The 26,924-nt window shown below is 72.0% G+C and carries 18 protein-coding genes, 1 tRNA gene and 1 rRNA gene; 5 read left to right on the forward strand and 15 right to left on the reverse strand.

Features of this window, described 5'->3' with window-relative positions:
* Positions 1 to 80 precede the first annotated feature (80 nt).
* A complete protein-coding gene (locus ACFWBN_RS36665; RefSeq protein ID WP_385185129.1) occupies positions 81 to 950 on the reverse strand; it encodes an AraC family transcriptional regulator in 870 nt (289 codons plus the stop codon).
* 80 nt (positions 951 to 1,030) lie between these two features.
* On the opposite strand from ACFWBN_RS36665, the gene ACFWBN_RS36670 reads away from it, so the two are divergent.
* A complete protein-coding gene (locus ACFWBN_RS36670; RefSeq protein WP_385185132.1) occupies positions 1,031 to 5,623 on the forward strand; it encodes an ATP-dependent helicase in 4,593 nt (1,530 codons plus the stop codon).
* Positions 5,624 to 5,655: 32 nt separating this feature from the next.
* On the opposite strand, the gene ACFWBN_RS36675 is transcribed toward ACFWBN_RS36670, so the two are convergent.
* Both ACFWBN_RS36675 and ACFWBN_RS36680 read right to left on the reverse strand, forming a co-directional pair.
* Positions 5,656 to 6,363: an NADPH-dependent F420 reductase gene (locus tag ACFWBN_RS36675; RefSeq protein ID WP_385185135.1), complete on the reverse strand. Its 708-nt coding sequence runs from the start codon at positions 6,361 to 6,363 to the stop codon at positions 5,656 to 5,658.
* Positions 6,360 to 6,833, reverse strand: coding sequence for a VOC family protein (locus tag ACFWBN_RS36680; RefSeq protein WP_385185138.1), 474 nt, complete (start codon positions 6,831 to 6,833; stop codon positions 6,360 to 6,362). The genes ACFWBN_RS36675 and ACFWBN_RS36680 overlap by 4 nt, the downstream gene beginning before the upstream one ends.
* A 93-nt stretch (positions 6,834 to 6,926) precedes the next feature.
* Here ACFWBN_RS36680 and ACFWBN_RS36685 point away from each other — a divergent pair, with 93 nt between their 5' ends.
* Genes ACFWBN_RS36685 through ACFWBN_RS36695 form a run of 3 tightly spaced genes read left to right on the forward strand, consistent with a single transcriptional unit; the run spans position 6,927 to position 9,178 of the window.
* Positions 6,927 to 7,517, forward strand: coding sequence for a TetR/AcrR family transcriptional regulator (locus tag ACFWBN_RS36685; protein ID WP_385185141.1), 591 nt, complete (start codon positions 6,927 to 6,929; stop codon positions 7,515 to 7,517).
* Positions 7,518 to 7,558: 41 nt separating this feature from the next.
* Positions 7,559 to 8,353 (forward strand): Fpg/Nei family DNA glycosylase, encoded by a 795-nt coding sequence (locus tag ACFWBN_RS36690; RefSeq protein ID WP_385185144.1) that lies wholly within the window; start codon positions 7,559 to 7,561, stop codon positions 8,351 to 8,353.
* Between the two features lie 36 nt (positions 8,354 to 8,389).
* Positions 8,390 to 9,178 carry an SDR family NAD(P)-dependent oxidoreductase gene (locus ACFWBN_RS36695; protein WP_385185147.1) on the forward strand — a complete coding sequence of 263 codons (789 nt, stop codon included), beginning with the start codon at positions 8,390 to 8,392 and terminating at the stop codon, positions 9,176 to 9,178.
* Here the strand turns inward: ACFWBN_RS36695 and ACFWBN_RS36700 are convergent.
* The 9 genes from ACFWBN_RS36700 to ACFWBN_RS36740 form a co-directional block, all read right to left on the reverse strand.
* Entirely contained in the window at positions 9,126 to 9,416 is a 291-nt protein-coding gene (locus ACFWBN_RS36700; protein ID WP_385185179.1) for a hypothetical protein, read from the reverse strand. The genes ACFWBN_RS36695 and ACFWBN_RS36700 overlap by 53 nt on opposite strands.
* Before the next feature lie 191 nt (positions 9,417 to 9,607).
* Positions 9,608 to 9,988 (reverse strand): helix-turn-helix domain-containing protein, encoded by a 381-nt coding sequence (locus ACFWBN_RS36705; RefSeq protein ID WP_030012484.1) that lies wholly within the window; start codon positions 9,986 to 9,988, stop codon positions 9,608 to 9,610.
* Positions 9,989 to 10,097: 109 nt separating this feature from the next.
* Positions 10,098 to 10,637 (reverse strand): CinA family protein, encoded by a 540-nt coding sequence (locus ACFWBN_RS36710; protein WP_385185151.1) that lies wholly within the window; start codon positions 10,635 to 10,637, stop codon positions 10,098 to 10,100.
* A gap of 24 nt (positions 10,638 to 10,661) precedes the next feature.
* A complete protein-coding gene (gene pgsA, locus ACFWBN_RS36715) occupies positions 10,662 to 11,330 on the reverse strand; it encodes a CDP-diacylglycerol--glycerol-3-phosphate 3-phosphatidyltransferase (protein WP_385185155.1) in 669 nt (222 codons plus the stop codon).
* Positions 11,327 to 12,835 carry a 30S ribosomal protein S12 methylthiotransferase RimO gene (gene rimO, locus ACFWBN_RS36720; RefSeq protein ID WP_385185158.1) on the reverse strand — a complete coding sequence of 503 codons (1,509 nt, stop codon included), beginning with the start codon at positions 12,833 to 12,835 and terminating at the stop codon, positions 11,327 to 11,329. Before rimO ends, pgsA begins: the two co-directional genes overlap by 4 nt.
* A gap of 137 nt (positions 12,836 to 12,972) precedes the next feature.
* Entirely contained in the window at positions 12,973 to 13,875 is a 903-nt protein-coding gene (locus tag ACFWBN_RS36725; protein WP_385185161.1) for a helix-turn-helix domain-containing protein, read from the reverse strand.
* Positions 13,876 to 14,111: 236 nt separating this feature from the next.
* Positions 14,112 to 16,913 carry a DNA translocase FtsK gene (locus ACFWBN_RS36730; RefSeq protein ID WP_385185164.1) on the reverse strand — a complete coding sequence of 934 codons (2,802 nt, stop codon included), beginning with the start codon at positions 16,911 to 16,913 and terminating at the stop codon, positions 14,112 to 14,114.
* 249 nt (positions 16,914 to 17,162) lie between these two features.
* Positions 17,163 to 17,843: a two-component system response regulator gene (locus ACFWBN_RS36735; RefSeq protein WP_385185167.1), complete on the reverse strand. Its 681-nt coding sequence runs from the start codon at positions 17,841 to 17,843 to the stop codon at positions 17,163 to 17,165.
* A gap of 234 nt (positions 17,844 to 18,077) precedes the next feature.
* Entirely contained in the window at positions 18,078 to 23,585 is a 5,508-nt protein-coding gene (locus ACFWBN_RS36740; RefSeq protein WP_385185170.1) for a HAMP domain-containing protein, read from the reverse strand.
* Positions 23,586 to 23,753: 168 nt separating this feature from the next.
* Between ACFWBN_RS36740 and ACFWBN_RS36745 the strand changes: the two genes are divergently transcribed.
* Positions 23,754 to 26,336: a SpoIIE family protein phosphatase gene (locus ACFWBN_RS36745; RefSeq protein ID WP_385185173.1), complete on the forward strand. Its 2,583-nt coding sequence runs from the start codon at positions 23,754 to 23,756 to the stop codon at positions 26,334 to 26,336.
* A gap of 16 nt (positions 26,337 to 26,352) precedes the next feature.
* On the opposite strand, the gene ACFWBN_RS36750 is transcribed toward ACFWBN_RS36745, so the two are convergent.
* From ACFWBN_RS36750 to rrf, 3 genes are all read right to left on the reverse strand, one after another.
* Entirely contained in the window at positions 26,353 to 26,583 is a 231-nt protein-coding gene (locus ACFWBN_RS36750; protein ID WP_385185176.1) for a hypothetical protein, read from the reverse strand.
* A gap of 170 nt (positions 26,584 to 26,753) precedes the next feature.
* Positions 26,754 to 26,826: transfer RNA gene (locus ACFWBN_RS36755), tRNA-Thr, on the reverse strand.
* A gap of 5 nt (positions 26,827 to 26,831) precedes the next feature.
* Positions 26,832 to 26,924, reverse strand: a 5S ribosomal RNA gene (gene rrf / locus ACFWBN_RS36760); the annotation flags it as partial.

Consider the following 26,924-nt stretch of genomic DNA (forward strand, 5'->3'; position numbering starts at 1 on the left):
TTCATGCCGACGCACCATGACCGACTCATGCCCGGAACGGCAACAGATCCACCACCCGGGCAAGAGCCATCAGACACCGCCTAGTGCTGTGGCCGCCGGCCCGCCCCCCGCTCCATGCGGTACGCGCCCGGCGGCACGCCCACGATCCGGGTGAAGTGCCGGTTCAGGTGCGGCTGGTCGGTGAAGCCGACGGCGACGGCCGCCTCCGCCGGCGGGGTGCCCGCGTCGAGCAGCCGGCGGGCCCGCCGGACCCGGGCGTCGGTCAGCCAGGTGTGCGGCGGCATCCCGTACCGCTCGCGGAAGGCCCGCAGCAGGGCGAAGGGGCTCGTCCCCAGCTCGGCCGCGAGCTGCTCCAGCGACGGCGGTTCGAGCATCCGCCCCTCCAGTACGGCCCGGGCCCGCTCGGCGTCGGCGGCGCCCGCGCGCCGTACCGTACGGGCGGGCAGCGGACCCGCGTGCCGACTGAGCATCCGCGCCACCACACCCCGCAGCAGCGTGTCGGCGGCCAGCGCGTTCCCGGCCTCGGCGGCGCGGTGGACCTCGGTGATCACCTGGGAGCCCTGCGGGTCGGCGACCATGTCGGCGGTGAATCCGGGGGTGCCGCGCAGGGTGCCGATCTCGGCGGCGACCTCGGTGATCAGCTCGCGGGAGGGGTAGAGGGTGGCGTACGCCCAGCCCTCGGGCACCCCGGCGCGGGCGGTGTGCGCCACCTCCGGGTTGATCAGGACCACGCTGCCCGGCCCGGCCCGTACGGTGCCGCCGGGGAGCCCTATCTCCTCGATGCCGCCGGTGACGGCCGCGATGACGTACCCGTCGTGGGTGTGGCGCGGGAAGGTGTGGCGTACGTAGTGGGCGCGCAGCAGGTCCAGCCCGGGCAGCTCCGGGTACTGCCAGTGCCGGGCCCATTCCCTGCCCTCACGGCGCATCCCGTCGTTCCCCGTCGTCCCCATCCCCCCATTCTGCGCCCCTCAGGGCGGGGGTGTTCTCGCAGGTCCGGCCCGTTGTCAGTGCCGGGGTGCAGGATGGGGGCATGCCCGGCTCCGCGCTCGAATCGTTCTCCCCAGCGACCCGCTCCTGGTTCACGGGGGCCTTCGTCAGGCCCACCTCCGCGCAGGAGGGCGCCTGGCGGGCGATCGGTGCCGGCTCGGACGTGCTGGTCGTGGCGCCCACCGGCTCCGGCAAGACCCTGGCCGCCTTCCTCGCCGCCCTCGACCAGCTGGCCTCGACCCCGCCGCCCGCCGAGCCGAAGAAGCGCTGCCGGGTGCTGTACGTATCGCCCCTGAAGGCCCTGGCCGTGGACGTGGAGCGCAATCTCCGCAGCCCGCTCACCGGCATCCGCCAGGAGTCCGTCCGGCTCGGACTGCCCGAGCCGGAGATCCGGGTCGGGATCCGCTCCGGGGACACCCCGCCGGCCGAGCGGCGGTCGCTGGCCACCCGGCCGCCGGACATCCTCATCACCACGCCCGAGTCCCTCTTCCTGATGCTGACCTCGGCCGCCCGCGAGGCCCTGGCCGGGATCGAGACCGTGATCCTGGACGAGGTGCACGCGGTCGCCGGGACCAAGCGCGGCGCCCACCTCGCGCTCTCCCTGGAGCGGCTGGACGAGCTGCTGCCCCGCCCGGCGCGCCGGATCGGGCTGTCGGCGACGGTCCGGCCGGTGGACGAGGTGGCCCGGTACCTCGCGCCGCGCGGCAAGGTGGAGATCGTCCAGCCGCCGTCGACCAAGGAGTTCGACCTGTCGGTGGTCGTCCCCGTGCAGGACATGGGCGAGTTGGGCGGCTCCCCGGCCACCGAGGGCAAGGAGGGCGGCGACAAGCCGTCCATCTGGCCGCATGTGGAGGAGCGGATCGCCGATCTGGTCCAGGCCCACCGCTCGACGATCGTGTTCGCCAACTCCCGGCGCCTCGCGGAGCGGCTGTGCAACCGGCTCAACGAGATCGCGTACGAACGCGCGACGGGCGAGCAGCTGGCGAACGGCGCACCGCCCCCCGCCGAGATCATGGCCCAGTCGGGCGCGGCCCACGGCGCACCCCCGCTGCTGGCCCGCGCGCACCACGGCTCGGTGTCCAAGGAGCAGCGGGCGCTGGTGGAGGAGGACCTGAAGGCGGGCCGGCTGCCCGCCGTGGTCGCCACCTCCAGCCTGGAGCTGGGCATCGACATGGGCGCGGTGGACCTGGTGGTCCAGGTGGAGTCCCCGCCGTCGGTGGCCTCCGGGCTCCAGCGCGTGGGCCGGGCCGGGCACCAGGTGGGCGCGGTCTCCACGGGTGTGGTCTTCCCCAAGTACCGGGGTGATCTGGTGCAGGCGGCCGTGGTCACCGAGCGGATGCGCACCGGGTCGATCGAGTCCCTGCGGATCCCCTCCAACCCCCTCGACGTCCTCGCCCAGCAGCTCGTCGCGATGACCGCCATGGACACCTGGCAGCTGGACGACCTCCTCGCCCTGGTCCGCCGGGCGGCGCCCTTCGCGGCGCTGCCGGAGTCGGCGTTCACGGCGGTCCTCGACATGCTGGCGGGCCGCTATCCCTCGGACGCGTTCGCCGAGCTCAGGCCGCGGGTGGTGTGGGACCGCGTCGCCGGGACGATCACCGGCCGGCCCGGTGCCCAGCGCCTCGCCGTGACCTCCGGCGGCACCATCCCGGACCGGGGCCTCTTCGGCGTCTTCCTCGCGGGCTCGGACCCGAAGAAGGGCGGCGGCCGGGTCGGCGAGCTGGACGAGGAGATGGTCTACGAGTCCCGGGTCGGGGATGTCTTCACCCTCGGCACCACCTCCTGGCGGATCGAGGACATCACCCGCGACCGCGTGCTGGTCACCCCGGCGCCCGGGGTGCCGGGGCGGCTGCCGTTCTGGAAGGGCGACCAGCTGGGCCGCCCGCTCGAACTGGGCCGCGCGGTCGGCGCGTTCCTGCGCGAGCTCGGCGCGCTGACCGAGGAGGACGGCCGCCTGCGCCTGCTGGCGGCCGGCCTGGACGCCTGGGCCGCCGAGAACGTCCTGGCGTACCTCGCCGAGCAGCGCGAGGCCTGCGGCCACGTGCCGGACGACCGGACCATCGTCGTCGAGCGGTTCCGCGACGAGCTCGGCGACTGGCGGGTCGTGGTCCACTCCCCCTTCGGCGCGCAGGTGCACGCCCCGTGGGCGCTGGCGCTGAGCGCCCGCCTCGCCGAAAAGTACGGCATGGACGCGCAGGTGATGCATGCCGATGACGGGATCGTGCTCCGCCTCCCCGACGCCGACCTGCTCAGCATGGACCTGCTCGACCACGACCCCTCCGCCACGCAGTCCTTCGAGTTCGACGACGAGCAGGCCCCGCTCGGCGCGGCCGATGTCGCCTTCGACCACGGCGACATCAACCAGATCGTGACCGACCAGGTCGGCGGCTCGGCGCTGTTCGCCTCCCGGTTCCGCGAGTGCGCGGCCCGCGCCCTGCTGCTGCCGCGGCGCAGTCCGGGCAAGCGCACCCCCTTGTGGCAGCAGCGCCAGCGCGCGTCGCAACTGCTCCAGGTGGCCTCGGAGTTCGGTTCGTTCCCGATCGTGCTGGAAGCCGTACGCGAATGCCTCCAGGACGTCTTCGACGTGCCCGGCCTGACCGAGCTGATGGGCGACATCGAGGCGCGCCGGGTCCGCCTGGTGGAGGTCACCACCCCCGAACCGTCCCCCTTCGCCCGGTCGTTGCTCTTCGGGTACGTCGCCCAGTTCCTCTACGAGGGTGACTCGCCCCTCGCCGAGCGCAGGGCGGCCGCGCTGTCGCTGGACTCCCGCCTGCTGGCCGAGCTGCTCGGCCAGGCGGAGCTGCGCGAACTGCTCGACGCGCAGGTGCTGGAGGAGCTGGAGCGGGAGCTCCAGTGGCTCACCGAGGACCGGCGGGCGAAGGACGCCGAGTCGGTGGCGGACCTGCTGCGGCTGCTGGGCCCGCTGACGGACGCCGAGCTGGCCGAGCGCGGGGCGGATCCGTCCTGGGTGCGCGAGCTGTCCTCGGCCCGCCGCAGCATCCCGGTCCGGATCGGCGGCGCGGACCACTGGGCGGCGATCGAGGACGCGGGCCGGCTGCGGGACGCGCTGGGCACGGCGCTCCCGGTCGGGGTGCCGGAGGCATTCACCGAGCCGGTCAAGGATCCGCTGGGCGATCTCCTCGCCCGGTACGCCCGTACGCACGGACCGTTCACCACGGCCGCCGTGGCCGGCCGCTTCGGTCTGGGAGCGGCGGTGACCGAGGGCGCCCTGCACCGCCTCGCGGCCGCCGGCCGGGTGGTCCAGGGCGAGTTCCATCCTGCGGGCATCGGCCAGGAGTGGTGTGACGCGGCGGTGCTGCGCAGGCTCCGCCGCCGCTCCCTGGCCGCGCTGCGCCAGGAACTGGAGCCGGTCCCGCCGACTTCGCTGGCCACCTTCCTCCCGCAGTGGCAGCACCTGGGCGGGGCCCTGCGCGGGATCGACGGCCTGGCCCGGGCGATCGAGCAGCTCCAAGGGGCGCCGGTGCCGGCCTCCGCGCTGGAACGCCTGATCCTGCCCTCGCGGGTGAGCGGGTACTCCCCGGCCCTGCTGGACGAGCTGACCACCACGGGCGAGGTGGTGTGGGCGGGCGCGGGCGCCCTCCCGGGCAAGGACGGCTGGGTCTCGCTCTACCTGGCGGAGGCGGCCCCGCTGCTGCTGCCCCCGCCGCATCCCTTGGAGCAGAGCCCGCTCCACCAGGCGGTCCTGGGGTCCCTCTCGGGCGGGTACGGCCTGTTCTTCCGCCAGATCGCCGATTCCGTCCGCGCCGGGCTGCCCGAGGTCTCCGACATGGCCCTGGCGGAGGCGCTGTGGGATCTGGCCTGGTCGGGCCGGCTGACCAACGACACCCTGGCACCGCTGCGCTCGCTGCTCGGCTCGGGCCGTACCGCGGGGTCCACCGCCCACCGGGCCCGGCGCACCATCCCCCGCGGCCGCTACGGGACGCTCGGCGCGACCGTGTCCCGGACCGGCCCGCCCACGGTGTCGGGCCGCTGGTCGGTGCTCCCGGCGCAGGCGGCCGACCCGACCCACCGGGCCCACGCCCTGGCCAGGATCCTGCTGGACCGGCACGGCGTGGTGACGCGGGGCGCGGTGGCGGCGGAAGGGATCGAAGGCGGCTTCAGCGCGGTCTACCGCGTCCTGTCGGCCTTCGAGGACAGCGGCCAGGCCCGTCGGGGCTATGTGGTCGAGGGGCTGGGCGCGGCCCAGTTCGCGATGGACGGCGCGGTGGACCGGCTCCGGGCCGCCGAGCGGACCCCGCCCCCGCTGGCGGCGGTGGTCCTGGCCGCCGCCGATCCGGCGAACGCGTACGGCGCGGCGCTGCCCTGGCCGGAGCCCCCGGCCGGGGCCACCCACAAGCCGGGCCGCAAGGCGGGCTCGCTGGTGGTCCTGGTCGACGGCGAACTCACCCTGTACCTGGAGCGCGGCGGCAAGACCCTGCTGGCCTGGCCGGATGCCGAGGACCAGCGGCTGACGGCGGCGGTCGCGGCCCTGGCCGCCGCCTCCCGCGCGGGCACCCTCCCGGCCCTCACGGTGGAGCGCATCAACGCCACCCCGGCCCTGACCTCCCCGCTGGGCGCCGCCCTGGAGTCGGCCGGCTTCCACGCCACCCCGAAGGGCCTGCGCCTGCGCTCGTGACCTGGCCCTGACTCCGGGGGCCGGGCCCCGGGTCAGCGCATCACCTTCATGCCGAAGCGGGCGCCGCCGAGCGCGAACTGGATCGCGCTGTGCATGTGGGAGTACATCTCCATGCCCCGGGAGCTGACCAGCGGGCCGAGGTCGAGGATGTCCCGCCAGCCGTAGGACCGCAGCAGCGCGGTGACCTCCGCCTTGGCGTCCTCGTGCTCCCCGGCGATGAACATCGTGTGGTCGCCGCCGGCCACGGCCTGCGGGTGGACGACGGTCTCCTGCTCCTGGGTGACGCAGGCCTTGACGACCTTGGCCTGCGGCAGGGCGCGCTGGATCCGTTCCCCCAGACTGTCGTGGTCGACGGGGTCCAGTGCCGGCATCACCCCCCAGGGGGTGGGCCAGGGGTGGGCCTGTTCGGGGTTGTAGATGAACGGGACGGCGTAGTCCATCAGGGTCTTGCCCGCGAGGTGCCTGCCGATGCCGCTGAGCACGCGCACCGCGTTGGCTCCGTCGATCCCGTTGATGACGAAGTCGGCCGAGGCCGCGGCCTCGTCGAAGTTCATGAGCTCGATGCCGGGATAGTCGGCGACCCACTGCCCGAAGGGTTCGATGCCCATGAAGTCGGGCTCGGTGCGGCCGAGGGTGACCTGGGAGTCCCGGGTGCCGACGTACACCTCGTGACCGAGTTCCAGCAGCCGGACCGCGTGCGCGCGGCCTCCGCCGCCGGTGCCGAGGACTGCGACCTTCATGCCGATGCTCCGCTCTCTCCGTTGTTTCCGCCCTGGCCGTCCACGCCGGTCTCGGCGGTTGCGCCGGCTTCGGCGGTTCCGCCGGGCCCACCGGTCTCGCAGAGGAACCACTCATTGCCCCACGGGTCCGCGAGGACGGCGACCTTCACCGGCCCGGTCTGCCGTGGCGCGGCGAGCGCCTTCCCTCCGTGCGCCTCGACGGCGGCCAGGGTGGCCTCGATGTCCTCGGTCCCGAGGAAGGGCACGGCCTTGCCGGTCCGCCAGAACTTCGACAGGTCGCCGGACTGCGGGTTGCCCTCCCACATCAGCCCCACCTGGCTGCCGCCGTCGCCGGTCCCCATGATCGGATAGCCGGGAATGTCGACATCCACGGTCCACCCGAACGTCTCGGTGTAGAAGCGGCGGGCGTCTTCGTGCGCTTCCTGCGGGACGGTGACGTCCACCAGGTTCAGGGGATGTGCGCCGGTCATGTTCTCTCCTCGTTTCCCATCCCCCCTGGCTTCCTCTCCACCATAACATCAGTACGGACGTCCGTACCAATACATCTGTGCGAGGCTGACCTCATGCACGCAGAGACTCACGAGGAGGCCGCCCCCCGGCGGCGGACGCGCAGGCACGACCCGAACCGGCGCGAGCGGATCGCCCAGGTGGCGGAGGAGCTGATCGCCGAGCGCGGCCTGGAGGGGCTGACGCACCGGGCCATCGCCGAGCGCGCGGACGTATCCCTCAGCTCGACCACCTACCACTTCGCCGACCGCGAGGCGCTGATCCGGGCCGCGCTGGAACGGGCCTCCGAGCGCTTCGCCGCCTTCGTGCGCCAGTGGGCCGAGGACCACGCCGACGCCACCCCGGAGCGGCTCGCCGAGGCCTTGACCGACAGCGTCATGGCCTGCCTCGGCGAGGGCCGCACCCCGGCCGTGGTCGAGTACGAGCTCCACGTCGCCGCCCTGCGCCGCCCCGACCTGCGCGAGGCGGCGAGCCTGCCCGCCCGGACCAGCACCGAGGTGATGACCCCCCTCCTCGGCCCGGTCGTCGCCGCGACGATCCCCCCGCTGATGACGGGCCTGTGCCTGCACGCCATGACGGCCCCGGTCCCCCCGACGCGCGCCGAAATCCTGGCCGTCCTCACCCACGCCCTCAGTCCCGCGCGCTAGGCCCCACCGGCGGGCCGCCGCGGGGGACGGACAATGGGGCCATGCCCGAAGGAGACAGCGTCCGGCGCGCGGCGACCCGCCTGCACACCGCCCTGGCCGGCAAGCCCCTCACCCGCAGCGACCTGCGCGTCCCCCGCTTCGCCACCGCCGACCTCACCGGCCGCACCACCCTCGACGTCACCCCCCGCGGAAAGCACCTCCTGGCCCGCTTCGAGGGCGGCCTCACCCTGCACAGCCACCTCCGCATGGACGGCGCCTGGCACGTCTTCGCCACGGGCCACAAGTGGCACGGCGGCCCCGCCCACGAGATCCGGGCGATCCTGGCCACCGCCGACCACACCGCCGTCGGCTACCGCCTCCCCGTCCTGGAGCTGATCCGCACCGCCGACGAGGACCGGGCGGTCGGCCACCTCGGCCCCGACCTCCTCGGCCCGGACTGGGATCCCGACCGCGCCGCCGCCAACCTGCTCGCCGCCCCCGAGCGCCCCCTGGGCGAGGCCCTGCTCGACCAGCGCAACCTCGCCGGGATCGGCAACATCTACAAGGCCGAGCTCTGCTTCATGGCCCAGGTGACCCCCTGGACCCCGGTCGGCACCCTCCCCGAGACGACCCTCCCCCGCCTGGCCGCCGCCGCCCACCGCCTGCTGGTCGCGAACACCGGCGACCGGCCCGGCCCCCGCAACACCACCGGCAGCCGCCGCCCCGGCCAGGACCTCTTCGTCTACGGCCGCACCCACCGCCCCTGCCTGCGCTGCGGCACCGCCATCCGCGAGGCCCCGCAGGACGGCCGCCCGACCTACTGGTGCCCCCGCTGCCAGTCGGGCCCGACAGCCTAGTTGACGCTCCGTCAGATCCAGTCGTACCGTCCCGGCATGCCCACACCCACCGGTACAGCCGCAGCCTCAGCCTCGTACGACCTCACCGGGCGCACCGCCCTGATCACCGGGGCCGCCAGTGGAATCGGCCGCGCCACCGCCCTCCTCCTCGCCGAGGCGGGCGCGCACGTGCACTGCGCCGACCGCGACCCGCAGGGCCTCGCCGAGACGGCCGCCCTCGTCGCCAAGGCCGGCGGAGCCGCCACCGCGCACCCCCTCGACGTCACCGACCGCACCGCCCTGCGGGCCGCGGTCGCGGCCGCGGGCCCGCTCGACATCGCCGCCGCCATCGCCGGGGTCATGCACACCAGCAGCGTGCTGGAGACCACCGACGAGGACCTCGACCGGGTCCTCGACATCAACTTCAAGGGGGTCCTGCGCACCTGCCAGGAAGCCGCCCGCTCCATGATCGCGGCGGGTCGCCCCGGCTCGATCGTCACGATGGCCTCGGGCGCCGTGGACGCCGCCCAGCCCGGCCTGCTCTGCTACAGCGCCGCCAAGGCCGCCGTCGTCCAGCTGACCAAGACGCTCGCGACCGAGGCCGGCCCGCACGGCATCCGCGTCAACGCCGTCGCACCCGGCTGGATACGCACCCCGATGACCGGCCGCCACGCCCCCGAGGTCCAGGAGCAGACCGAGGCGATGATGGTCCGGATGTCCCCCCTGCGCCGGGTCGGCGAGCCCGAGGACATCGCCCAGGCCGTGCTCTACCTGGCCTCGGACGCCTCGTCCTTCATGACGGGTCAGATCCTTCGCCCGAACGGTGGAGTGTCGATGCCCTGGTAGCCCCGGCAACCACGGCGGCACCGGCATCCGGGGCCCCCGAATCCGCCGACCCCCGCCGGGCCCTGCGCTTCGGCTCCGGCACACAGTGCACCGGCAGCAGGCCCAGCCCCCACCCGCCCACGGCCACCGCACCCTCCACGGGCCCGGACTCCGCGGGCGCGAAGGCCAGCCTCAGCACGGCCCACCACCAGAGCACCCCCACCGCCAGCGCGAGGGCCGGCGGCACAGGTATGCGCAGGCGAAGGCGCGGACACAGGTGCGGGCACAGGCGCAGTAACCGCCGCACGGCTACCTCCCAAGGGCCGGGACCCGGACGGCCCCATCCTCCCGCACCCCCCTCGGCCCCGCACCCAGAACGGCCGGGAGCCCCGGCCGGTGCTTCACGCACCGGCCGGGGCTCCGGCCACACTCATACACTCACGTGCTCGCTCACGCGGCTACGACATTCACCGCTTCCGCAGGCGCCTTGATGGTCACCCGCTCCGGCCCACCCGTGACCGAAGCCATGGAGACCGAATTGAGCATCGGGCGGACCGGCACACTCACCGGTTCGCTTGCCGCGGCCGACTGTGCCAGCTCGGCCAGCGACAGTTCATCGCTGACTTCGCGCATCAGCTCGGACATCCGTACGTCCAACGCGTCGCAGATCGCGGAGAGCAGCTCGGAGGATGCCTCCTTCTGCCCCCGCTCCACCTCGGAGAGATAGCCGAGCGAAACTCGAGCCGACGAGGAGACTTCGCGCAGAGTACGGCCCTGGCGCTGGCGCTGCCGACGCAGCACGTCACCCAGCAGGCGACGGAGCAGAATCATCGGTGGCTCCCTCCTCTGACCGTGTAGCCGCATCCTTCACGCCCCACCGTACCGCCTCGCGCCGCGGCCGTGCGGGGAGCGATGTCGTGTTCACTCAGGGCTGTAAACATCAAATCCCCCCGTTCTGTTCCGTATCCTGCCCCCGCAGATTCTCGCGGAGTTCGCTCGAGAGAAGTTCGAGCACTGTCCGTGCACTCTCCCTACGGATTTCCGCACGGGAGCCGTTCAACCGCAGCCGGGCCGTTTTCCTGCCCCCCGGACCCGCCACGGCGACGAAAACGGTGCCCACCGGCTGCCCGTCCTGCGGGTCCGGACCGGCCACTCCGGTGGTCGCGATGCCCCAGGAAGCGCCCATCACCCGTCGTACTCCGGCCGCCATCTCCTCCGCGACCTGCGCGTTCACCGCGCCTTCGGCCGCAAGCAGGCCGGCGTCCACTCCCAGGATCCGGTGCTTGAGCTCCGTCGCGTACGCCGTGACCGAGCCGCGGAAGGACCGGGACGCCCCGGGTACGGCCGTGAGCTCGGCGGCCACCATGCCGCCGGTCAGGGATTCCGCGACGGCGAGGGTCTGGTCACGCTCCGCGAGCAGCGCCAGCACGTCCGCGGCCACGCCGGCCGCTTCCGCAACCCCGGCTTCACCTTCAGGCACCGGAAGAATCCCCCGCCGCGTATGTCACGTCGCGGCCCGCTCCGCCGCCCGCTCCGCCGCGATGCCCTTGCGGCGCAGTACGACCGCCTGCCGGATGTAGTCCAAACCGGTGACGACGGTCAGCACGACGGCGAGCGCCATCACCCAGAAGCGCAAGGTCGCCAGCGGGCCGGTCAGCGCGAGCACGTACATGCCCACGGCCGTGCCCTGCGCCAGGGTCTTCAGCTTGCCGCCCCGGCTGGCCGGAATCACTCCGTAGCGGATCACCCAGAAGCGCAGGAGCGTGATCCCGAGCTCCCGGCCCAGGATCACCCCGGTCACCCACCAGGGCAGGTCGCCCAGCCAGGAGAGGCAGATCAGCGCGGAGCCCATGATCGCCTTGTCGGCGATGGGGTCGGCGATCTTGCCGAAGTCCGTGACCAGGTTGTACGTCCGGGCCAGGTGCCCGTCGAAGATGTCCGTGATCATGGCGACGGCGAAGGCCGCCCATGCCCACGCCCGCCAGGCCGGGTCGTAGCCGCCCTCGGCGAGCAGCAGGAAGACGAATCCCGGCACCAGGACGAGCCGGATCATCGTCAGGATGTTGGCGATGTTCCACAGGCTGGCCTGATCGACCGCCGCGGCTCCCAGCTTCGCGCCGGGCGCGGGCCGGCGGCCGGTCCCGCCCGCCGCAGATGCCGGGACTCCGGTCATCCGGCCGCCTCCTCAAGATCCAGGCCCAGGGGCTCGGCCACCAGGTCCACACCGAGGGAGCCGACCACCTTGGCCGTGACGATACGCCCGGGGACCAGCCCCGTGCCGTCCGTGAAGACGACCTGGCCGTCGGTCTCGGGGGCCTGGTGGGCGGCGCGCCCGTAGGCACCCTCGCCGTCCTCCGCCTCATCCAGCGGCACGACCGTCTCGACGAGTACCTCCAGGGTCTCCCCGATCCGCTCCTCCGCGCGCTGCGAGGTGAGCTCCTCGGCGAGCCGCTGCATGTGCGCGAGCCGCTCGGCGATGGTGTCCTCGTCCAGCTTGTTCTCGTAGGTGACGGCCTCGGTGCCGTCCTCGTCGGAGTAGCCGAAGACGCCGATGGCGTCGAGGCGCGCGTGGGTGAGGAAACGCTCCAGCTCGGCGAAGTCCGCTTCCGTCTCGCCGGGGAAGCCGACGATGAAGTTGGACCGCACGCCGGCCTGCGGGGCCTTGCTGCGAATGGTGTCCAGCAGCTCCAGGAACCGGTCGGTGTCACCGAAGCGGCGCATGGCGCGCAGCACGTCGGGGGCGGAGTGCTGGAAGGACAGGTCGAAGTACGGGACGACCTTGGGGGTCGAGGTCAGTACGTCGATCAGGCCGGGCCGCATCTCGGCGGGCTGGAGGTAGCTGACGCGGACGCGCTCGATGCCGTCCACCGCCGCCAGCTCGGGCAGCAGGGTCTCCAGCAGGCGGATGTCGCCGAGGTCCTTGCCGTACGAGGTGTTGTTCTCGGAGACCAGCATGACCTCCTTGACGCCCTGCTCGGCGAGCCAGCGGGTCTCGCCCAGCACGTCGCTGGGGCGGCGGGAGATGAAGGAGCCGCGGAAGGACGGGATGGCGCAGAAGGAGCAGCGCCGGTCGCAGCCGGAGGCCAGCTTGACCGAGGCCACCGGGCTCTTGTCGAGACGGCGGCGCAGCGGCGCGCGCGGCCCGGAGGCGGGCGCGAGCCCGTCCGGCAGGTCGGCGGGGGCCTCGGCAGGCTCCTCGGCGGGCGCCGCCTGGGCGTGGCCCGGGAGGGCGACCGCGGTGTTCTGGCGCTCCGCCGGGCTGATCGGCAGCAGCTGGCGCCGGTCGCGCGGGGTGTGGGCCTCCACGCTGCCGCCGTTGAGGATGGTCTGGAGGCGGTTGGAGATGTCGGCGTAGTCGTCGAAACCGAGGACTCCGTCGGCCTCGGGGAGCGCTTCGGCGAGTTCCTTGCCGTAGCGCTCGGCCATACAGCCGACGGCGACGACGGCCTGGGTCTTGCCGTGATCCTTGAGATCGTTGGCTTCCAGCAGGGCGTCTACGGAGTCCTTCTTTGCGGCTTCGACGAAGCCGCAGGTGTTGACGACGGCTACGTCCGCATCGGCGGCGTCCTCGACGAGCTCCCAGCCATCCGCCGCCAAGCGGCCTGCGAGCTCCTCCGAGTCCACCTCGTTACGGGCGCAGCCAAGAGTGACAAGGGCGACGGTACGGCGTTCGGGCATGGACTCAAGACTACTTCGTCCCGGCGCCGGCCCCCGCCCCAAGTCCCCCCAGTACAAGATCCCCGGGGCCGGCGGCAGATGCCGCGCGACGCCCCGGGGATCCGGATTCAAGCCTTCCGCCCTAGGGCGGCCCCGCCTCAGCCCGCCTGGGGCTGATTCTGGACGGGGTCTTCCTTGGTGTATGTGAGACGTTCCACCTGACCCGGCTGGAAGTCGTCCTTGATCTCCTTGCCGTTCACGAAGAGCTTCACGGCCCCGGCATCGCCGAGCACGAGGTCGACGGACTCCTTGTCCGTGAAGGTCTTGGACTCGCCCTGCGCGAGGGTGCCGTCGAAGAGCAGGCGGCCGCTGTGGTCCTTCGCGGAGATCCAGCTCTCCCCGGTGTCGGCCGTCAGGACGACCGTGACGAGATCCTTGGGCGCTGCCGCGATGGCACCGTCGTCGGAAGGCTTCGGCGGCTGCGGGGCCGACGGGGTCTGCTGGGGCTGGGCGACCGGCTTCCCGCCGGTCTGCTTGGGGGCGGGCTTCGGCGCGGCGGAACCTTCCGCCACCGGCCGCTTGTCCTTGTCGTCGCCGCCGCTGAAGGCGGTGAAGCCCACGAAGCCGATCACGGCGACGATGGCGGCGACCATGGCGGCGGTCCAGTTGGGCCGCTGCCGCTCGGGGCGGATGCGCTCGGCATCGAACATCGGCGCGGCGGGGGTGGGTGCCGGCCGGCCGCCGTGGGCCGCGTCGTAGGCCTCGACCAGGGGTGCCGGATCGAGGTGGACGGCGCGGGCGAGCGTACGGATGTGACCGCGGGCGTAGACGTCGCCGCCGCACCGCGTGAAGTCGTCCTCTTCGATCGCGTGCACGATCGGGATGCGCACGCGGGTGGTGGAACTGACCTCGTCGACGGTGAGCCCGGCAGCGATCCGGGCCTTCTTGAGGGCCGTCCCGATGGACGGTCCTTCGACGGGACGTTCGACGATGCGGTCCTCGGACCGGTCGTCGGTCGAAGGCCGCTCTTCTTCGGGGGAGTTGGAGTTGCCGATGGACACGTGGGCGCCTTTCGAGCGTGTAGCCACCTGCTGGATGTCCAGTCTAGGGGGGTGACGAAAGGGTGGAGCAACCGGAGGGTGCACTTCCTACGCCATCCGAATGGCGAGGGGAGGTCGCTCCGGTGCGGCGGCCCGGCGCCGTACGCGATGCCGTGCGCAGTGCCGCCACCTCCCTTCAACTGGACGCGGCCCCAGGGGAAACGGTTGCCCGGAAAATCGTCGGGAACACGTGCCCGTCACGGGTGGGCCTCTCCCCGGATGACGGCGAGCACCCCGTCCAGGTCATCGGCCTTCAGCAGGACGTCCCGCGCCTTCGAACCCTCGCTCGGACCCACGATTCCCCGTGACTCCATCAGGTCCATGAGCCGGCCGGCCTTGGCGAAGCCCACCCGCAGCTTGCGCTGGAGCATCGAGGTGGAGCCGAACTGGGTGGAGACGACGAGCTCCGCCGCCTGGCACAGCAGGTCCAGGTCGTCGCCGATGTCCTCGTCGATCTCCTTCTTCTGCCTCTGCCCGACGGTGACGTCGTCGCGGAAGACCGGGGCCATCTGGTCCTTGCAGTGCTGAACGATCCCGGCGATCTCGTCCTCGGTGACGAAGGCGCCCTGGAGGCGGACGGGCTTGTTGGCGCCCATCGGCAGGAACAGCCCGTCACCCTTTCCGATCAGCTTCTCGGCGCCCGGCTGGTCCAGGATGACCCGGCTGTCGGCGAGCGAGGAGGTGGCGAAGGCGAGCCGCGAGGGCACGTTCGCCTTGATCAGACCGGTCACCACGTCCACCGAGGGCCGCTGGGTGGCGAGCACCAGGTGGATGCCGGCCGCGCGGGCCAGCTGGGTGATCCGGACGATCGAGTCCTCGACGTCCCGCGGCGCCACCATCATCAGGTCGGCCAGCTCGTCGACGATCACCAACAGGTACGGGTACGGGCTGAGCTCCCGCTCGCTGCCCGGCGGCAGTTTGATCTTGCCGTCCCGGATCGCCTGGTTGAAGTCGTCGATGTGCCGGTAGCCGAAGGCGGCCAGGTCGTCGTAGCGCAGGTCCATCTCGCGCACCACCCACTGCAGCGCCTCGGCGGCCCGCTTCGGGTTGGTGATGATCGGCGTGATCAGGTGCGGGATCCCCTCGTACGCCGTCAGCTCCACCCGCTTCGGGTCCACGAGGACCATCCGCACGTCCTCCGGCGTGGCCCGCACCATCACCGAGGTGATCAGGCAGTTGATGCAGGAGGACTTGCCGGAACCGGTGGCACCGGCGACCAGCACGTGCGGCATCTTGGCCAGGTTGGCCATGACGTAGCCGCCCTCGACGTCCTTGCCCAGCGCCACCAGCATCGGGTGGTCGTCCTCGGCCGCGTCCGCCGGCCGGAGCACGTCCCCCAGGTTGACCATCTCGCGGTCGGTGTTCGGGATCTCGATGCCGACCGCGGACTTGCCCGGGATCGGGCTGATGATCCGGACGTCCGGCGAGGCCACGGCGTAGGCGATGTTCTTCGCCAGCGCCGTGATCCGCTCGACCTTCACCGCAGGGCCGAGCTCCACCTCGTAGCGGGTGACCGTCGGACCCCGGGTGAAGCCGGTGACCTTCGCGTCGACCTTGAACTCCATGAAGACGTTCGTCAGCGAGGCGACCACCGCATCGTTGGCGGCACTGCGCGTCTTGCCGGGACCGCCCTTCTCCAGCAGGTCCAGCGAGGGCAGCGCGTACGTGATGTCCCCGCGCAGCTGGAGCTGCTCGGCGCGGGGCGGCAGCGGCTGGCTCTCCGGCGGGGCCTTGGTCAGGTCGGGCACCGACAGCGTCCCGGAGGCGGCGGCGGTCGTGGCGTGCGGGGGTTCGGTGGGCTCCGCGGGGCCGGCCGGCGCTACGGGGCGCTCCTCGCGGGCGGGCGGCACGGGAGCCGTGATCTCCACGCCGTCTCGCCCGACACCGATGCCCTGGGTGAGGTCGGCGACGAGCGGGGAGGGCGGCAGCCCTCCGTAGACCGCCCCGTCCAGCGCCGCGGCGGCCGCGGCGGCCACGTCGACGGCGTCCATCTCGCGGTCCATGGCCGGCCGGGCGGTGGCCCGGCGCGGTCGGCGCCGCCGGGCGAGGGCCTCCTCCTCGGCGGCCTCGGCCGGGTCGGCCGGGCCCGCGCCGGCTCCGGTACGGGCCCGCCAGCGCTCGGGATCGTGCCGGTCGGCGGCGCCGCCCGCCGCCTCCTCCCCGTATCCCTCGTCGTACTCTCCCCCAGACTCCGTCCGGGGGGACCCCCAGGGGGCGATGATCCCGAGCTTGATGCCGAGCCGCCGCAGCCGCTGCGGGATCGCGTTGACCGGGGTCGCGGTGACCACGAGCAGCCCGAAGATCGTGAGGAGCACCAGCATCGGCACGGCCAGCGGCGCGCCCATGGTGAAGATCAGCGGCTTCGAGGCGCCCCAGCCGATGAGCCCGCCCGCGTTCTGCATCGCGGTGGTGCCCTCGTCGCGGCCGGGCGCCCCGCAGGCGATGTGGACCAGGCCCAGCACCCCGATGACGAGGGCGGACAGCCCGATGCCGATGCGGCCGTTGGCGTCGGTCTGCTCGGGATGGCGGATGAAGCGCACCGCCATGACGCCGAGCAGGATCGGCACGAGCAGATCCAGTCGCCCGAAGGCACCGGTGACCAGCATGGTGACCAGATCCCCGACGGGACCGCTCAGATTCGACCAGGTCCCGGCGGCGACGATCAGCGCGAGGGCGAGCAGCAGCAGCGCCACGCCGTCCTTGCGGTGCGCGGGATCGAGGTTCTTGGCGCCCTGGCCGATCCCGCGGAAGATCGCGCCGACGGCGTGCGCGCAGCCGAGCCACACGGCGCGCACCAGCCGCACCACGCCCCCGGTCGGGGACGGCGCGGGCTTGGCCGCGACCTTCTTGACCGGGCCGCGCTTGGCGGCCGCGGCCTTCTTCGCCGGGGGCTTGCGCGCGGGAGCCGCCTTCTTCGCCGGCCCCGTCGTACGGCCGGTGCGGCTCTTCGCGGTGCCCGCGGTGCTCTGGGAACCCTTGCCGGACGTACTTGAGGCCATGGGGCCGAGGTTACCGGGGACCGCACCGGTGGACACGCGTGCCCACCCCTTCACCCGTTCGTGTCGCCCGCCCCACATCGACTTTGACGCCCCACCAGACCTGACGGTCCGCCAGGAAATTCCAGCCCGCCCGGCGTTTGAGGGCACGGGCGCGGAGCGCACGTAGGGGGTCCGGGGCGGAGCCCCTGGGGGCACCTCCCAGCGGTAGCCGGGGGAGAAAGGCCGGGCAGGGCAGGGCAGCGGATCCGCTCAGCCCTGCGCAGGCAGCACGGCTCCGCCGCCCGCCCCCGGCTCCAGCGCGTCGAGCGCCCGCCGCAGGCCGGTCAGTTTGCGTTCCAGATGGGCCGCGGTCGCCACCACCGCCGCGTCGGCCGAATCCTCGCCGAGCTGCTTGGTCAGCGCCTCGGCCTGCTCCTCGACCGCCGCGAGCCGCGCGGACAGCTCGGCCAGCAGTCCGGCCGTCTCCTTGCTGCCGTCCACGCCGTTGGTCCCGCCGCCCTCCAGCTGGAGCCGCAGCAGGGCCGCCTGCTCCCGCAGTTGGCAGTTCTTCGTATACAGCTCCACGAAGACCGAGACCTTGGCCCGCAGCACCCACGGGTCGAACGGCTTCGAGATGTAGTCCACCGCGCCCGCCGCGTAGCCGCGGAAGGTGTGGTGCGGACCGTGGTTGATCGCGGTGAGGAAGATGATCGGGATGTCCCGGGTCCGCTCCCGCCGCTTGATGTGCGCGGCCGTCTCGAACCCGTCCATTCCCGGCATCTGCACATCCAGCAGGATGACCGCGAAATCGTCCGTCAGCAGCGCCTTGAGCGCTTCCTCCCCCGACGACGCCCGGACCAGTGTCTGATCGAGCGCGGAGAGGATGGCCTCCAGCGCCAGCAGATTCTCCGGCCGGTCGTCGACCAGGAGGATCTTGGCCTTCTGCACCATGCCCTGTCCTCCTCGCCCCGGCATGGGGCCTCCCCGGCTCCAGGCGCCGGCCTGTACGCCGGGCCCCGCCCCAGAGGACGGCATCCTTGCGCCGTCCGTCCTTGTGCCGGTCATCGTAGCCCCAGTCCCGAGATCGCCACACCCTGTCACCAAGATGTCACTGTGCACGAAGCAGAAACGTGGTGGAAGGGCAGAAGGTTCCCTCTGCGCCGCCCGATCACACCTGTCCGCTCTTCACTTGCCCCGCATATGCCCTTCCATGACCGACAGTAGGTAATCGGGTTCCACGGGCTTGGTGACATAGTCGGACGCACCGGACTCGATCGCCTTCTCCCGGTCCCCCTTCATCGCCTTGGCCGTCAGCGCGATGATCGGCAGCCCCTCGAACTGCGGCATCCGCCGGATCGCCTCGGTCGTCGCATACCCGTCCATCTCCGGCATCATGATGTCCATCAGTACGACCGCCACGTCGTCGTGCTGCTCCAGGACCTCGATCCCCTCCCGCCCGTTCTCTGCGTAGAGCACCGCCAGCCCGTGCTGCTCCAGCACGCTCGTCAGCGCGAAGACGTTGCGCACGTCGTCGTCCACGATCAGCACCCGCTCGCCGTGGAAGTCGTACGAACGCGGCCCGGCCGGGAGCGCGTCCTCCACGCCCCACGCGTCGGCATGCGGCTGACCGGGCACCTCCACTCGCGGCACGGGATCCGTCAGGGACTTGCGGCGCCGCCGGAACAGCGCCGAGGACGCCCCCTGCCCGGCCGGCTCACCGCCCCGCACCGGGGCCGCGGACTGCGGCGGCGCCGGCGGCAGGGGCGCCGCCGGGGCCTCCGGCAGCGCGGGGCGCGAGGCCCCGTCCGACGGCCTGCGGTACAGCTCGCCGCGACCGCCGCCGGGCGTGGGCGGCGCGTACCCCTGCGGGGGCAGCTCGCTCGGGTGCAGCGGCAGGTACAGCGTGAAGGTGGACCCGCGGCCGGGCTCGCTGGCCGCGTGGATCTCCCCGCCCAGCAGCCGGGCGATCTCCCGGCTGATGGACAGCCCCAGGCCCGTGCCGCCGTACTTGCGGCTGGTCGTGCCGTCCGCCTGCTTGAACGCCTCGAAGATCACCAGCATCTTGCTCGCCGCGATCCCGATCCCGGTGTCCGTCACCGAGAAGGCGATCAGGTCCCCGTCGGCCTCCCGCAGCGAACCGGCCTCCAGCAGCTGCTCCCGGATCGCCGTCGGCACATCGGCCCCGGCCGGCCGGATCACCAGCTCGACGGCGCCGTTGTCCGTGAACTTCACCGCGTTCGACAGCAGGTTGCGCAGCACCTGGAGGAGGCGCTGCTCGTCTGTGTGCAGGGTCGCCGGCAGCTCCGGGGAGACCCGGACCGAGAAGTCGAGCCCCTTCTCCGCCGTCAGCGGCCGGAAGGTCGCCTCCACGTAGTCCACGAGCTGGACCAGCGCGATCCGGGTCGGCGAGACGTCCATCTTCCCGGCCTCGACCTTCGACAGGTCGAGGATGTCGTTGATCAGCTGGAGCAGGTCCGAGCCCGCCCCGTGGATGGTCTCGGCGAACTCCACCTGCTTCGGAGAGAGGTTCTCGTCCGCGTTGTCGGCGAGCAGCTTCGCCAGGATCAGCAGCGAGTTGAGCGGCGTCCGCAGCTCGTGCGACATGTTCGCCAGGAACTCGGACTTGTAGCGCATCGAGACCGCGAGCTGCTCGGCGCGCTCCTCCAGGACCTGCCGGGCCTCCTCGATCTCGGTGTTCTTCACCTCGATGTCCCGGTTCTGCCGGGCCAGCAGCTCGGCCTTCTCCTCCAGCTCCGCGTTGGCGGCCTGCAGGGCCTTCTGCCGGTTCTCCAGCTCGTCGGAGCGCTCGCGCAGCTGCTCGGTCATCTCCTGCGACTGCTTCAGCAGCATCTCCGTCTTGGAGTTGACGCTGATGGTGTTGACGCTCGTACCGATCATCTCGGCGATCTGGCTGAGGAAGTCCTTCTGGATCTGCGTGAAGGGCGTGAAGGACGCCAGCTCGATCACACCGAGCACCTTGCCCTCGAAGAGCACCGGCAGCACGATCACGTGCGCCGGCGGCGCCTCGCCGAGACCCGAGGAGATCTTCAGGTAGCCGGGCGGGGTGTTCTCGACGAGGATCGTCCGCTTCTCCTCCGCGACGGTCCCGATCAGCCCCTCCCCCGGCCGGAAGGAGGTGGGCATCTGGCCTCCGGCGTACGCGTAGCTCCCGCGCATCCGCAGCTCGTACGAGCCGTCCGCGCCGCCCTCCGTCCCGATCTCGGTGGTGCCGCCGGCCGGCAGCGCCAGGAAGAACGCTCCGTGCTGCGCGGAGACCACCGGGGTGAGCTCGCTCATGATCAGCGAGGCCACGTCGTCGAGCTCGCGGCGGCCCTGCATCAGGGCCGAGATCCGGGCCAGGTTGCCCTTGAGCCAGTCCTGCTCCTTGTTGGCCAGGGTGGTGTCGCGCAGGTTGACGATCATCGTGTTGATGTTGTCCTGGAGGACCTGGATCTCGCCCGCCGCGTCCACGTCGACCTTCAGGCTCAGGTCGCCGCGGGTCACCGCGGTGGCCACGGCCGCGATCGCGCGCACCTGCCGGGTGAGGTTGCCGGCCATCTCGTTCACGGACTCGGTCAGGTCCCGCCAGGTGCCGTCGACGTCCCGGACGCGGGCCTGGCCGCCCAGGATTCCCTCGGTGCCCACCTCGCGGGCCACCCGGGTCACCTGGTCCGCGAAGGACGACAGCTGGTCGACCATCGTGTTGATGGTCGTCTTGAGCTCCAGGATCTCGCCCCGGGCATCGATGTCGATCTTCTTGGTCATGTCGCCCTTGGCGATGGCGGTCGTGACCATGGCGATCTGCCGCACCTGGCCGGTGAGGTTGGAGGCCATGAAGTTCACCGAGTCGGTGAGGTCCTTCCAGGTCCCCGAGACACCGGGCACGTGCGCCTGACCGCCCAGGCGGCCCTCCGTACCCACCTCGCGGGCCACGCGCGTGACCTCGTCGGCGAAGGAGGACAGGGTCTTCACCATCGTGTTGACGGTGTCGGCGAGCTGCGCGACCTCGCCGCGCGCCTCGACGGTGACCTTCTTCGTCAGGTCGCCGTTGGCGACGGCCGAGGAGACCTGGGAGATGTTGCGCACCTGCGAGGTCAGGTTGTTCGCCATCAGGTTGACGTTGTCGGTGAGGTCCTTCCAGATGCCGGTCACCCCGCGCACCCGGGCCTGGCCGCCGAGGATGCCCTCGGAACCCACCTCGCGGGCCACCCGGGTCACCTGCTCGGCGAAGGAGGACAGCTGGTCCACCATCGTGTTCACGGTGGTGACGAGTTCGAGGATCTCGCCCTTCGCGTCGACGGTGATCTTCTTCGACAGGTCACCCGTCGCGACCGCCGTCGTCACCTCGGCGATGTTGCGCACCTGGGACGTCAGGTTGTTCGCCATGAAGTTGACGGACTGGGTGAGGTCCTTCCAGGTGCCGGAGACACCCTTCACCTCCGCCTGACCGCCCAGGATGCCCTCGGTACCCACCTCGCGGGCCACCCTCGTGACCTGCTCCGCGAAGTTCGAGAGCTGGTCGACCATCGTGTTGAGGGTGTTCTTCAGCTCCAGGATCTCGCCCCGGGCGTCCACGTCGATCTTCTGGGAGAGGTCACCGCGGGCCACCGCCGTCGCGACCTGCGCGATGTTGCGCACCTGCGAGGTCAGGTTCCCGGCCATGCCGTTCACCGAGTCCGTCAGGTCACGCCATACGCCGGCCACCCCGGGCACCTGCGCCTGACCGCCGAGGCGGCCCTCCGTACCCACGTCCCGGGCTACCCGGGTCACCTGCTCGGCGAAGGCGGAGAGCTGGTCGACCATCGTGTTGATGGTGTTCTTCAGCTCCAGGATCTCGCCCCGGGCGTCCACGTCGATCTTCTGGGAGAGGTCGCCGCGCGCCACCGCCGTGGTCACCTGGGCGATCTGCCGCACCTGGGAGGTCAGGTTGCCGGCCATGAAGTTGACGGAGTCGGTGAGCTCCTTCCACGTGCCGGACACCCCCTCGACCCGGGCCTGACCGCCGAGCCGGCCCTCCGTGCCCACATCCCGCGCCATCCGCGTGACCTGGTCGGCGAAGGAGGACAGCTGGTCGACCATCGTGTTGACGGTGTTCTTCAGCTGGAGCATCTCGCCGGAGACGTCCACGGTGACCTTCTGCGACAGGTCGCCGTTGGCCACCGCCGTCGTCACCTGCGCGATGTTGCGGACCTGTCCGGTGAGGTTGCGGAAGGCGGTGTTCACCGAATCGGTGAGGTCCTTCCACGTCCCCGCGGCCCCCGGCACCTGCGCCTGGCCGCCCAGCTCACCCTCGACGCCGACCTCACGGGCCACTCGCGTCACTTCCGCACCGAAGGACTGGAGCTGGTCCACCATCGTGTTGACGGTGTTCTTCAGCTCCAGCATCTCGCCGGCCACATCGACGGTGACCTTCTGCGACAGGTCGCCGTTGGCCACCGCGGTCGTCACCGTCGCGATGTCCCGCACCTGCGTGGTCAGGTTGCGGAAGACCGTGTTCACCGAATCGGTGAGGTCCTTCCACGTGCCCGCCGCCCCCGGCACCTGCGCCTGGCCGCCGAGCGTTCCCTTGGCCCCGACCTCGCTGGCCACACGCGTGACCTCGTCCGCGAAGGTCCGTAGCGTCTCGGTCATCTGGTTGATCGTTTCCGCCAGCTGCGCCACCTCGCCGCGCGCGCTGACCCGTACCTTCTGCGACAGGTCGCCGTTCGCGACCGCCGTCGTGACCTGCGCGATCCCGCGCACCTGGGCCGTCAGATTGCCGGCCATGGTGTTGACGGAGTCGGTCAGGTCCTTCCACACACCCGCGACCCCGGGCACCTTCGCCTGACCGCCCAGCTCACCCTCCGTACCCACCTCGCGGGCGACGCGGGTCACCTCGGAGGAGAAGGAGGACAGCTGGTCCACCATGGTGTTCACGGTGTTCTTCAGCTGGAGCATCTCGCCGGCCACGTGCACCGTGACCTTGCGCGACAGGTCGCCCTTCGCCACCGCCGTCGTAACGAGAGCGATATCACGCACCTGAGCGGTGAGCCGGTACGCCATCGTGTTGACGGAGTCGGTCAGATCCTTCCAGGAACCGGACATTCCGCGCACCTGGGCCTGACCGCCGAGCTTGCCCTCGGTACCCACCTCCAGCGCCACGCGCGTCACCTCGTCGGTGAACGCGGACAGCTGGTCGACCAGGTTGTTGACCGTACGCCCGACCTTCAGGAACTCCCCGCGCAGCGGATGCCCGGACCCGTCGGCCGTCTGCGTCCGCAGGTCCATCCGCTGGTCCAGATCGCCCTCGGCCACCGCCGAAAGCACCCGGCCCACCTCGGACACCGGCCGGGCCAGATCGTCCACCAGTTGGTTCGAGGCATCGATCGCGGCCGCCCAGGAGCCCTCGCAGGCACCGGTTTCCAGCCGTTCGCTGAGCTTGCCCTCACGGCCCACCATCCGCCGGACCCGGGACAGCTCCCCGGTCAGGTGGAGGTTGCGGTCGGCGACCTCGTTGTAGACGGCGGCGATCTCCGCCATCACGCCCTCGCCGGACACCGTCAGCCGCTTGCGGAAATTACCGTCCCGCATCGACACCAGGGCCGTGAGCAGCCTGTTCAGTGCGGCGGTATCGACCTCCGTCGTGCCACCGCGCCGGGACCGTCCGCCCTTAGGCCGCGTTCCCGTACGCCGCACCGCTGCGCCAGACTCCACCGTGTCCCTCCCGAAAGGGTCGACCGCTGTTCCACCGGACACCTGACTCTTCACAAGCCGGCTCTGCAAGCCTGCCCAGTGTTTCACTCTGGCCGAACCCGGCCATAACACTTCGGCACCATCGCACACCCGCCGTACCCTGCGGGTGGATTCCCCGACGACGGCAACATGCCGACCGTGAAGGTAAGTAACCTGGCAACCGATGTCCAACCGCGTCGAAGGAGACTCGTGATCACGGCACGGGCGGCTGCCAGTTTCGATCCCCTAGGGCGCTCGGTCGCCGCCGCTCGCGCGTTCGTCCGCGACACCCTGCAGGGCTGGGGCTTCGCGGACATCGTCGACGACGCGGTGGTCCTCACCAGCGAGCTCGTCACCAATGCCGTGGTCCACGCCGGAACCCGGGCCGAGGTCCTGTGCCTGCGCGCCGAAGACGGCGTACGGGTCGAGGTCGCCGACCGGTACCCGGAGCGCGAGCTCCCGCTCCAGCACCCCGGTGAGCGCCCCTACGCCGACCCCGACCGCGAGAACGGCCGCGGCCTCATGCTCTGCGCCGCCCTCGCCACCCGCTGGGGCGTCGAGTACACGGCCACGCACAAGCACGTGTGGTTCCGCCTCGACCTCCCGGACCGTCCGGTCGGTACCCGCTCCTCGGGCCCCGTCGTCCCCGACCAGCTGCTGCCCCTCGCCGACAGCCGGGTCCGCGTCGCCGTCGTCCAGATCGATTCCGCCGACGCGATCTCCGCCTGGAACGAGGACGCCGAGCACATCTTCGGCTACGCCTCCGAGAAGGTCGTCGGCCGCCCGCTCGCCGAGCTCGCCGCCTGGCCCCAGACCCCCGGCACCGGCACCGGCATCGCCGAGGCCCTGCGCCTGTCCCGCTGGGAGGGCAGCTACGGCATCCGCGGCGCGGACGGCCGGGTGATCCCCGTTTACGCCTCACACCTGCGGGTACGCGATGCCCACGGGGAGCCCTCCATCGTCTGCCTCCTCGTCCACGACGACGAGCGCGCCCTGCTCCAGACCCCCGTACGCATCCCCACCAACGACAGCGGCCACCTGACCGAATCCCGCCCGGACCCCTTCGAGGTCTTCATCGGCTCCCCCGCCCCCGACGACCTCGACGGCCTGCTCCAGCGCACCGTCGAACGGGCCCGCGACCTCCTCGACGCCGACTCCGCCTTCCTCCTCCTGGCCACGGACGACGAAACGGAACTCGAAGTCCGCGCCACCACCGGCCTGCCCTCCACCCGCCAGCGCTTCGCCCGCGTCCCCGTCGAGGCCGGCACCAACCGGTACGGCTCCGCCCGCATGCCCGCCGTCCACGACGACCTCACCGCCGTCCCCGGAGCCGTCCCGCTCCTGGAATCCACCGGCATGCGCTCCGCGGTCACCGTCCCGCTCAAGGTCGAGGGCCGCCTCACCGGCTCCCTCGGCGTCGCCGCCGAGGTACCCGGCCGCTACTCGAACGCGGAGGCCCTGCGGCTCCAGTTCGCCGCCGACCGGATCGCCCTCGCCGTCGAGTCCGCCCGCCTCGGCGAGCTGGAACGCCTGCGCCGCGGCTCCCTCTCCTTCCTCGTCGAGGCCTCCGACCTGCTGGCCGGCACCCTCGACCGGGACCAGACCCTGGCCCTCATGGCCCAGATGACCGTCCCCACCCTGGCCACCTGGTGCGCCGTCTACACCATCGCCGACCAGGCCTCCGACCCGTACCTCTCCTACGTGCTCCACGAGGACGAGGAGCGCATCGACGGGCTCAAGGCCCTCCTCTCCCGGGTCAGCCCGCCCGAACCGGTCCGCGAGGCCGGCGCCCGCCCCTGGCCGGAGACCGCCCTCGCGGTCGGCGGCGAGACCGTGGTCCTCCCGCTCCTGGCCCGCAACCGCGTGATCGGCCTGCTCACCCTGGGCAAGCCCAGCGAGGAGCACTTCCGCCAGGAGATCCTCGAACTCGCCGAGGACCTCTCCCGCCGGGCCGCCCTCGCCCTGGACAACGCCCGCCTCTACTCCGAGCGCACCGCGATCAGCCGCTCCCTCCAGCGCAGCCTGCTGCCGCCCGGCTCCCCCGCGATCCCCGGCATGGAGGTCGAGGTCATCTACCGCGCGGCCGGCGAGGGCAACGAGGTGGGCGGCGACTTCTACGACGTCTTCCCGATCCGCGACGGCGCGTACGGCTTCGCCATCGGCGACGTCTGCGGTACGGGTCCGGAGGCCGCCGCGGTCACCGGCCTCGCCCGGCACGCCCTGCGCCTGCTGGCCCGCGAGGGCCTCGGCGGCCCGGCGGTCCTGGAACGCCTCAACGCGGCCATCCTCGACGAGGGCGCCCGCAGCCGCTTCCTCACCCTCCTCTACGGGGAGCTCCACCCCCAGCCCGACGGCGGCGCCCTGATGAAGGTCGTCTGCGCCGGCCACCCGCTCCCGCTCCGCCTGCGCCCGAACGGCGAGGTCACCCCGGCCGCGGACCCGCAGCCGCTGCTCGGCGTGCTCGAAGACCTGGAGCTCTACGAGCAGACGCTCACCCTCGACCCCGGCGACGTCCTGCTCTGCGTCACGGACGGCGTGACGGAACGCCGCGAGGGCACCCGCATGCTCGGCGACGACGGCCTGACCGAGGTCCTCACCACCTGCACCGGCCTCACCGCCGGCGCGGTCGCCTCCCGCGTCCTGCGCGCGGTGGAACGCTTCGCGGCCGAACCCGCCTCGGACGACATGGCCATCCTCGCCTTCCGCGTCCCGCAGCAGCGCGAGGGCGACTGAGGACGCTGTCCTCCCGTCACCGCCGGGGCAGCGTCGACACGATCATGAACGACGGGGCTGCCATCTCTCCGCTCCAGGGCACCCTGCGGGTGTCGAAGATCGAGTCGGGGTCGGCGGCGGCATCGCAGGCGCCACTCCTTCGCGCGGAGGAAGCATCGGCGACGGAGGACGGGCCGGAGGGAACGGCTTCCGACTCCAAGGCCTTCACGATCATGAGGGCGAGGCGTCGGATTCTTGAGAGGCTCATGGGACGGTCCTTCCGCTGATCGGGGAGCAAGGGCTGTGATCCCATTGCGCCCCGCGCAGCGGCCCTGGTCATGGCCCGGAAAGTCGGGACTTGACAGAGCGCCGACGCTGCCTTCCTTGGCCCGAAAACGCAAAAAGGCCCCCGCCATGAGGCGGGGGCCTTTTCTGCTGAGCCCTTTAACGGAATCGAACCGTTGACCTTCTCCTTACCATGGAGACGCTCTACCGACTGAGCTAAAAGGGCGGGTTGTTCGGCGGCGTCCTACTCTCCCACAGGGTCCCCCCTGCAGTACCATCGGCGCTGAAAGGCTTAGCTTCCGGGTTCGGAATGTAACCGGGCGT

The sequence above is a fragment of the Streptomyces sp. NPDC059989 genome (assembly GCF_042736975.1).
Taxonomy (GTDB): Bacteria; Actinomycetota; Actinomycetes; order Streptomycetales; family Streptomycetaceae; genus Streptomyces.